Origin of the sequence: Caulobacter endophyticus (assembly GCF_029543245.1) — a bacterium.
Classification (GTDB): Bacteria; Pseudomonadota; Alphaproteobacteria; order Caulobacterales; family Caulobacteraceae; genus Caulobacter; species Caulobacter endophyticus_A.
Genome location: NZ_JARQWV010000019.1, coordinates 115,791 through 123,464, shown reverse-complemented (window position 1 = coordinate 123,464; position 7,674 = coordinate 115,791). Strand labels below are relative to the sequence as shown.

Genomic DNA, 7,674 nt, shown 5'->3' with positions numbered 1-7,674 from the left:
GCCCTGGCGGCGGGTCCCTCGCCCGGAGCCGCTAGGGGCTTCGGGGGGATGGCCGGACACCCCCCCCCTGCGGGGGGCGGTGTCGCCGCCGGCGCGGGGGGGGCAAGTTGCTGCTGAGGCGGAGACCGCTTCCCCCTCCGACCGCTTCGCGGCCACCTCCCCCTTCAGGGGGAGGGTCTTGCTGCTCTCCCCCTCAGCCGGCGGCGAGAAGGCGTTCGGGTGATGCCGGCGCCAGGTCGTGATCGGCCAGTTCGGACACCACACGGAAAGGATGCGGGCCATGGTCGGCCTCCGAATGTTCCAGGATCCACGCTCCCGGGCGTCCGCCACGGCAGCGTTCCAGCGCCACGCGCCAGGCGGGCGGGCCAAGCCCCAGCCCATCCGGCGGCGCGCGCCCCCGCGCCGGCCCCACCCGCCAGCGGCTGAAAGCGGCCGAGCCGGTCGCGCCCTTGGCCGGGCCGCCATAGGGCCGGCGGTGCAGCACGACCCCGAAGCCCCCCGCCCGCTCGCAGGCCAGTTGCAGCCGGCGGCCGGCCACCAGGTCGGGCGCCTCGGCCTCGCCGATGGCGACCGCGACGCCGGGCGTGGCCAGGGCGTCCTCCAGCACCGACAGGCCCTCGGCCTCGTCGCGCACCCGCACCATCACCAGCCGCTCGACCGGAAAACCCAGGTTCACCAGGCCCGGGACATAGAGGTCCGAGCGCCGCAGCACCCAGACCACCGCGCCCTTGGCGGCTCTCGGCCGGGCCAGCAGCGCCGCGAAGGCCGCAGTCGCCGCCCCGCTCTCGCCCTCCAGCCCCTCGCCGACCACCTCGTGCCAGCCGGCCCTGGGCAGCCCCCCGCCGGGCAGGTGGGAGTCGATGCGCCAGTCACCGAACGGCAGGACCGGAGTCGGAGTCCGAGTCCCCGCCTCGATGGCGGCGATCCGACCTCTCAGGGCCTCGATACGCGCCTCGCGCGAGCCGGGCATGGCGACCTCCGTTCCCACTTTGTTCTGATCTTGATGGACGCGGGAGTCAAGGTGGGAGATGCGGCGGGGTGTCGCCGGGAGGCGTCTGCGCGCCCCTCTTCATCCCGTCATTCCCGCCCTTGTGGCGGGAAACCCTCTCTCAGCCGCAAGGGCGGATGGGACGGATCGCCAGCGATCCGCTTGCACTTCACGTGCGTGCGGAACCAGGGGTTCCCGCCACGAGGGCGGGAATGACGAGAGTTTGGGAGAACAGCCCTAGACCCGCTCCACGCGCCGTCCCGCCAGGGCGCTGACCAGCGCCTCGGGAGCGGCGGGCTTGTGCAGCACCGGGCCGTCGTCGAGGCCGGGCTCCTGGTAGCCGGTCAGGTAGACGAAGGGGATGGCCCGCTCGGCCAGGGCCTTGGCCACCGGCGTGACCAGCCGGCCGCCCAGGTTCACGTCGAGCACGGCGCGGTCGATCAGGCTGCTCTCGATCAGCTCCAGCGCCTCTTCGACGTCGCCGGCGGGGCCGACCACCTGGGCGCCGGCCAGGGCCAGCACGCGGGCCAGCTCCATGGCCACCAGGGCCTCGTCCTCGACCACCAGCACCCGCTGGTCCTGAAGACCGCCGTCAGGCGCGGCGCCGGTCGTCGCCGCCGAGCGCTCGCCGCCGCCGGCATGGGGCAGAGCGCCGCGCGACAGCTCGATCCGGCAATGCAGGCCCTCGGGCCGCCAGTGGTGCGAGACCTGGGCGCCCAGCTGCTTGCCGGCGTTCTGAATCAGGGTGGAGCCAAAGCCGCGCCGCGCCGGAGCAATGGTCGGCGGGCCGCCGCCCTCGCGCCAGTCGATGACGAGACTCCCGGCCTCCCAGGTCCAGGCCACCTCCAGCACGCCGCCGGGCGCCGACAGGGCCCCGTACTTGCTGGCGTTGGTGGCCAGTTCGTGCACGACCAGGCCTAGCGACTGGGCGGCCTCGGCGCGGATCAGCACCGGCGGTCCGTCCAGCACCACCCGGCTCTCGTGCTCGACGCTGTAGGCCTCCAGCTCCTGCTCCAGCAGGGTGCGCAGCACCGCCCCGGTCCAGCGGGTGGTCGACAGCAGGCTGTGCGAGCGGGCCAGCGAGCCGATGCGGCCGCTGAGCGCGGTGACGTACTGGCGCTTGTCGACGAAGGGCGTCAGCTGGACCAGCGACTGCACCACCGCCAGCACGTTCTTGGCCCGGTGGTCGACCTCGCGGATCAGCAGGCGCTCGGTCTCCTCGGCCTGGCGCAGGGCGGCGTCGGCGCGGGCCCGGCCGCTGGCGGCCCAGATCAGCTCGGCCACGTCGCCGACGAAGGCCACCTCGTCGACGCCCCAGGTGCGGGCGCATTCCTGGCAGACGAAGAGGTAGGAGACGAGCCGCCCGGCCTTGACCAGCGGCACGGCCACAAAGGCGCGGATGTCGAGCGCGGCGTAGGCTTCCAGGCTGTGGCGGGTGCGCACGTCCTCGCGGACGTCGTCGATCACCACCTGCACCCCGGCCCGCAAATCATCGCTCATCGCCGGGCCGAAGTCGTCGAGCACGAACAGCGGTCCGACCAGGGGCTGCACGCCCTGCCCGCCCCACTCGCCGATGATCTGGGTGGAGACGCCTGCGAGATCGACCTCGGCATAGCCGGCGCGCTGGGCGCCCAGCTGCGCGGCCAGCACGGCGCAGGCCTTGTCGGCGATGGCGGCGACGTCGCTCTCCTCGCGCAGCTGTCGGCCAAGGTCCAGCATCAGGGCCCGCCGCCGCTCGCGCACCAGCAGGCGCGCCAGCTCGGCCTCGGCCCGCTTGCGCGCCGAGATGTCGGTGACCAGCACGTAGTAGCCGAGCACGGCGCCGCCCGGCGCCACGTCGGGCACGTACTTGGCCTCCACATGGCGCAGGCCGGCGGCCTGGTAGGGAACCTCGCCCTCGAAGGTCAGGCTCTGGCCTTCCAGGGCGCCGTCGACATGGTCGCGCACGCGTTCATAGGCGTCCGCCCCCATCACCTCGAGCAGGGACTTGCCCTCGATGTCCTCGCGGCGAACGCCGAACCAGGTCTCGTAGGCGCGGTTGACGAAGCGGTAGCGGCGGTCGGCGTCGACATAGCCGATCAGGATCGGCACCGCGTCGGCCATGGTCGCCGAGAAGGTGTCCCGTCGACCGGCGTGGGAGGGCGAAAGGGCGTCGTCGGTCATGGATTACGGCGCTCGTTTCGCGAAGGAGCGGCAGGCTTGCACGGCCACCTCCGCAGGTGGAGTGAGACAAACGGTCGCGCCCCGGGCGCTTTAGTCCTCGCGCCGGAAGGTCACCACCAGCACGTCGCGCCGCGCCTCCTGCCCGGCTGCCAGCGGCGAGATCGCGGTCACCCCGTGCAGCACGCGATGATCGTCGATGAACACCGCGTCGCCCGGCTGCGTCAGGGTGAACGAGCCCAGGGACCGACCGTCGGGGGCGAAGATGTCGGTGACGCCGCTGGCCACATTGCAGCGCTCGACCAGCATGACGATCACCCAGTCGACGCCGTCGCGATGCGCGCCCTCGGGCGTGGGCAAACCAGCCTCGCCGTCATGGGCCTCGATGCGGAACTGGTGCAGCTCCACATGCCAGGCCGCGGGCGGATCGACGGTCAGAGGATGGAAAAGCTCCAGCCCCGCCTTCAGCAGGCCTTGCGTCACCGGATGCTCGGCGATCCCTTGCGTCACTGGCTCGAACCACCTCTGCACGCCGCCGTTCAGGGCGTTGTAGTCGCGGCTCTGGTAGTGCGGCTGGTGCGGTTTGCGCGCGATCGTTCCGTCCGCCGACGCAGCGAAGGCCGCGAACCGCCGGCGGCGATAGCGCCCGCCGTCGGCCATGAAGCCGTCGACGCCCAGGTCGTTCCAGCTGTCGGCGAAGAGGTCCCAGTTCGGCAGGTCGCCCAGCAGCGCGCGCGTGTCGGCGGCCGGGACGATGGCGAAGCCTTCCGCCTCGACGCTTTTCGAGATCCCGCTCACGCCGGGGCTCCCGGCCGGAAGAACAGGCCCAGCCGCAGCGAGCGGGCGATGCGCTCGGCCTTCTGGCCGACGATGGCGGCGCGCGGGGCGTCGAACAGCTCCACGCAGGTGGCGTGGAACAGGTTCAGCCACGGCGTGAACATCCACTCCTGGAAGCCCTCGATGCGCTGGTGCACCGCCATGGGCGAGCCCTTGTAGCGTCCCGAGCCCTGCAGCACCGTGGCCCAGAAGTCCTTCAGCGTGGCCATGTGATGGGGCCAGGCGTCCTCGGCGATCTGGCCGTTGAACACCGGCCCGATGCGCGGATGGCGGCGGACCTTGGCGTAGAAGGCCTCGACCAGGGCGTCGATCTCGGCGTCGGTAAAGGTCGGTTCTTTGAGGGCGGGCTCGGACATGGCCCCTAGATGGTCCCAAGCGGCCCGCCAGCCAAGCTAGGGATTATCACTTAGGGTTCCAGAAAACTTCAGCTGTCCGGTTTCCCTTTATCCGACTGTCCCCGCGAAGGCGGGGACCCAAGCTGACTTTCAGGATCAGGCGCGGTCGTGGACCATCACCGGACTCGGCTTGGATCCCCGCCTGCGCGGGGATGCTCGGATGAGAGTGCGGGGCCTGCCCTATGCCTTGCCGCTCAAGCCCTGCTGTGGCGCGTTGCCTTGCAGGGTCCAGTCGCCGGCCTTGGCTTCCGGCCCGCGATCCAGGCGCAGGTTGTTCTGCACGTTGTCGACGCCCGAGACGCTCTCGGCCAGCAGCTCGGCCCGGCGCTTGTCGTCGCGGGCGTGGACCGTGCCGCTCAGCGTCACCTCCCCGTCCTTGACCGCCACCTCGATGGCCGAGGCGTCCAGCCAGCCGTCGTCGGTCAGCCGGTCGCTGACGTCCTCGCGGATGCGCTCGTCCGAGCGACGATAGCCCTTGGGACCGCGGCCGCGATGGTCGGCCCGGACGGCCGCGTCGTGCTCGCGGCGACGCTGGGCGTCATGATCGCCCATCCAGGCCGAGACCTCGTCGCGCGCCCGGTCGAACCAGCCGCGATCCTCGTCGTGGCGATCGCGCGGATGGCGGGCATAGGCCCAGTGCTCACGGTCATAGCGACCCCGTCCCGGACCATCCGTGTAGTAGTTGCGCTCGCGCTCCCGGCCACGGTCGAAATAGGCGCGGTCGCCATAGTCGGGCGCCTCGCCGCGATAGCCGCCCCCGCCGTAGTCCGCGGTAGAGCCGCCGAAGTCGAAGCCGCCCACCTGGCCGTAGTCGCCCGGCGCGCGATAGCCCCGGCCCGAGGCGTAGTCCGAGCCCGAGCGGATCGAGCCATAGCCGATGTCGCCGCCCTGGCTGATGGCCCGCCGCAGTTCCGCCCGGCCAGATGACCGGTGACGAGGCTCGCCGTAGCTGCGCTGCTCGCGGGCGGCGTAGCGGTCGCGCCAGTCGGGATCCTGGGTGTAGCGGTCATGGCGGCGCGAGGCGTCGTAGCCGTAGCCGCGCTCGTCGTCGAAATCTCGGTCGCGATCGATCTCGAAGCGGCCTTCACGGTCGTTCCAGCGGGACTCGGGCATCAGTCTTCTCCGTGGCTCTCATGTGGCGTCGGGACGCGTCGAGGCGTCCCACGGCCGAGAGAACGGAGGGGCCGAAAGGCCTGTTCCTAATGCGACGCTTCTTTGGGCGCGGCGTCAGCCATCTGTGGATGAGTACGGGATAGGTCGACGGCGGCCTGTAGATTGTCGGCCGGCAAGGCGTGCCTTCGCGCGCGGGGAAGCTTATGTTGGGGCCAATTCGCCATGCGCTTCGACGACCGCTTCCTTGAAGAACTGAAGTCCCGACTTCGCCCCTCCGACGTGGTCGGAAAGACGGTGAAGCTGCGGCGGCAGGGTCGCGAGTATGCGGGGCTGTCGCCCTTCACCAAGGAAAAGAGCCCCTCGTTCTTCGTCAACGACGACAAGGGCTTCTATCACTGCTTCTCCAGCGGCAAGCACGGCGACATCATCAGCTTCCTGCAGGAGACCGAGCGCCTCACCTTCTCCGAGGCGGTCGAGCGGCTGGCCGCCGAGGCCGGCATGAGCCTGCCCGAGCCCGACGCCCGCGCCGCCCAGGACGACCGCAAGCGCGCGGGGCTGGGCGACTGGATGGAGCTGGCGGCGGCCTGGTTCGAGGCCGAGCTGCGCCGCCCCGTGGGCAAGGACGCCCGCGCCTATCTCGACCGCCGCGCCCTGCCCGAAGACCAGTGGAGCCGCTTCCGCATCGGCTTCGCGCCGAACGGCCGCACGGCGCTGAAGGACTATCTGGTCGCCAAGGGCGCCAAGCCGGGCGACCTGGTCGAAGCGGGCCTGCTGATCGCCCCCGAGGACGGCGGCGCGCCCTACGACCGCTTCCGCGACCGGATCATCTTTCCGATCACCGACACCCGCGGCAAGGTCGTCTCGTTCGGCGGCCGGGCCATGGATCCCAACGCCCGCGCCAAGTACCTGAACGGCCCCGAGACCAGCCTCTTCCACAAGAGCCGGGTGCTCTACGGCCTCTACGACGCCCGCAAGATCCTGCACGCGGCCCAGGCCGCCGCGCCGACCGAACAGACCCCGATGCTGGTGGTCGAGGGCTATATGGACGTCGTGGCCTGCCAGCGCGCGGGCCTTGCGGCCGTGGCGGCCATGGGCACGGCCCTGACCGAGGAGCAGATGGAGGCCCTGTGGCGCCTGCATCCCGAGCCGACGCTCTGCTTCGACGGCGACAAGGCCGGCCAGCGCGCCGCCAGCCGCGCCATCGACCGCGCCCTGCCCCTGCTCAAGCCCGGTCGCTCGTTCCGGTTCTCGATCGTCAGCGGCGGCAAGGACCCCGACGACGTGCTGCGCGAGCAGGGCCCTGCGGCGCTGAAGGCCCAGGTCACCCAGACCACGCCCTTCGTCGAGGCGCTGTTCGTGCGCGAGCGCGACCTGGAGCCGCTGGACACGCCCGAGCGCAAGGCGGGCCTCAAGCAGCGCCTGCGCGCGGCGGCCGGCACGATCGCCGACAAGGACCTGGCCAGCGCCTACAAGGACGACCTCTACGCCAAGCTCGACCTGCTGTTCCCCAAGCCGGCCTATGGCGGCGGGCAAGGCGGCGGTCAGGGTGATCGCCCGTTCACCCCTCGCGGCGGCGGTGGCGGCGGCTGGAAAGGCCGCGAGCGCGGTCCGCCCGATCCCGGCATTCGCGGCGTCGCCCGCGAGCAGATCGGCCGCAGGCTGAACCCCTTCCACGCGGCCGTGGCCATCGCGGCCGTCGACCATCCGGGCTGGGCGCGTCCCTATGACGAGGCGCTGGAGCGGATCGGCTTTGGCGAGGCGCGCCTCAAGGGCCTGGCCCACGAGATCTTCGAGGCGCTGATCGACGACATCAGCGAGGACACGCCGTTCCGCGACATCCTGGTCCGCAAGGGCCGGGGCGAGGAACTGGCCGAGCTCGACCGCCTGGCCCAGACCCTCAAGCCGCCGTTCCTCGATCCCAAGATGGAGCGCGAGCGGGCCCGCGCCCTGTGGGCCGCCTGCTACGAGGCCATCGTCGAGGTTGGCGACGCCGAACGCGCCCTTCGGGCCATGCGCGAGGAGCCGGTCACCGCCGCCAGCCTGACCGCCACCCGCGACCTGCGCGACCGCATCGCCATCCTCGAACGCCAGATCAGCAACCTGGAATTCTGGCAGCCGGCGCACTGAGAAACCTCGACCTTCCCGAGCTCGACTTTCCTCGCCCGACAAAAACCCCGCCTC

General features: G+C 71.5%; 6 protein-coding genes. 1 reads left to right on the top strand and 5 read right to left on the bottom strand.

Annotated elements, in window-relative coordinates; genetic code table 11:
- Nucleotides 1–193: 193 nt before the first annotated feature.
- The 5 genes from P7A99_RS18235 to P7A99_RS18215 form a co-directional block, all read right to left on the bottom strand.
- Nucleotides 194–970 carry an ImuA family protein gene (locus P7A99_RS18235; RefSeq protein ID WP_277795180.1) on the bottom strand — a complete coding sequence of 259 codons (777 nt, stop codon included), beginning with the start codon at nt 968–970 and terminating at the stop codon, nt 194–196.
- 255 nt (nt 971–1,225) lie between these two features.
- Nucleotides 1,226–3,151: an HWE histidine kinase domain-containing protein gene (locus P7A99_RS18230; protein ID WP_277795179.1), complete on the bottom strand. Its 1,926-nt coding sequence runs from the start codon at nt 3,149–3,151 to the stop codon at nt 1,226–1,228.
- Nucleotides 3,152–3,241: 90 nt separating this feature from the next.
- A complete protein-coding gene (locus P7A99_RS18225; protein ID WP_277795184.1) occupies nt 3,242–3,937 on the bottom strand; it encodes a 2OG-Fe dioxygenase family protein in 696 nt (231 codons plus the stop codon).
- Between the two features lie 5 nt (nt 3,938–3,942).
- Nucleotides 3,943–4,341, bottom strand: a complete 399-nt coding sequence (locus P7A99_RS18220; protein ID WP_277795178.1) for a group III truncated hemoglobin — start codon at nt 4,339–4,341, stop codon at nt 3,943–3,945.
- Between the two features lie 219 nt (nt 4,342–4,560).
- Nucleotides 4,561–5,493 (bottom strand): BON domain-containing protein, encoded by a 933-nt coding sequence (locus P7A99_RS18215; RefSeq protein ID WP_277795177.1) that lies wholly within the window; start codon nt 5,491–5,493, stop codon nt 4,561–4,563.
- Between the two features lie 222 nt (nt 5,494–5,715).
- Here P7A99_RS18215 and dnaG point away from each other — a divergent pair, with 222 nt between their 5' ends.
- The gene (dnaG, locus tag P7A99_RS18210) at nt 5,716–7,620 is read left to right on the top strand and encodes a DNA primase (RefSeq protein WP_277795176.1); all 1,905 of its coding nucleotides are present in this window, start codon (nt 5,716–5,718) and stop codon (nt 7,618–7,620) included.
- The last annotated feature ends 54 nt before the right edge of the window (nt 7,621–7,674 follow it).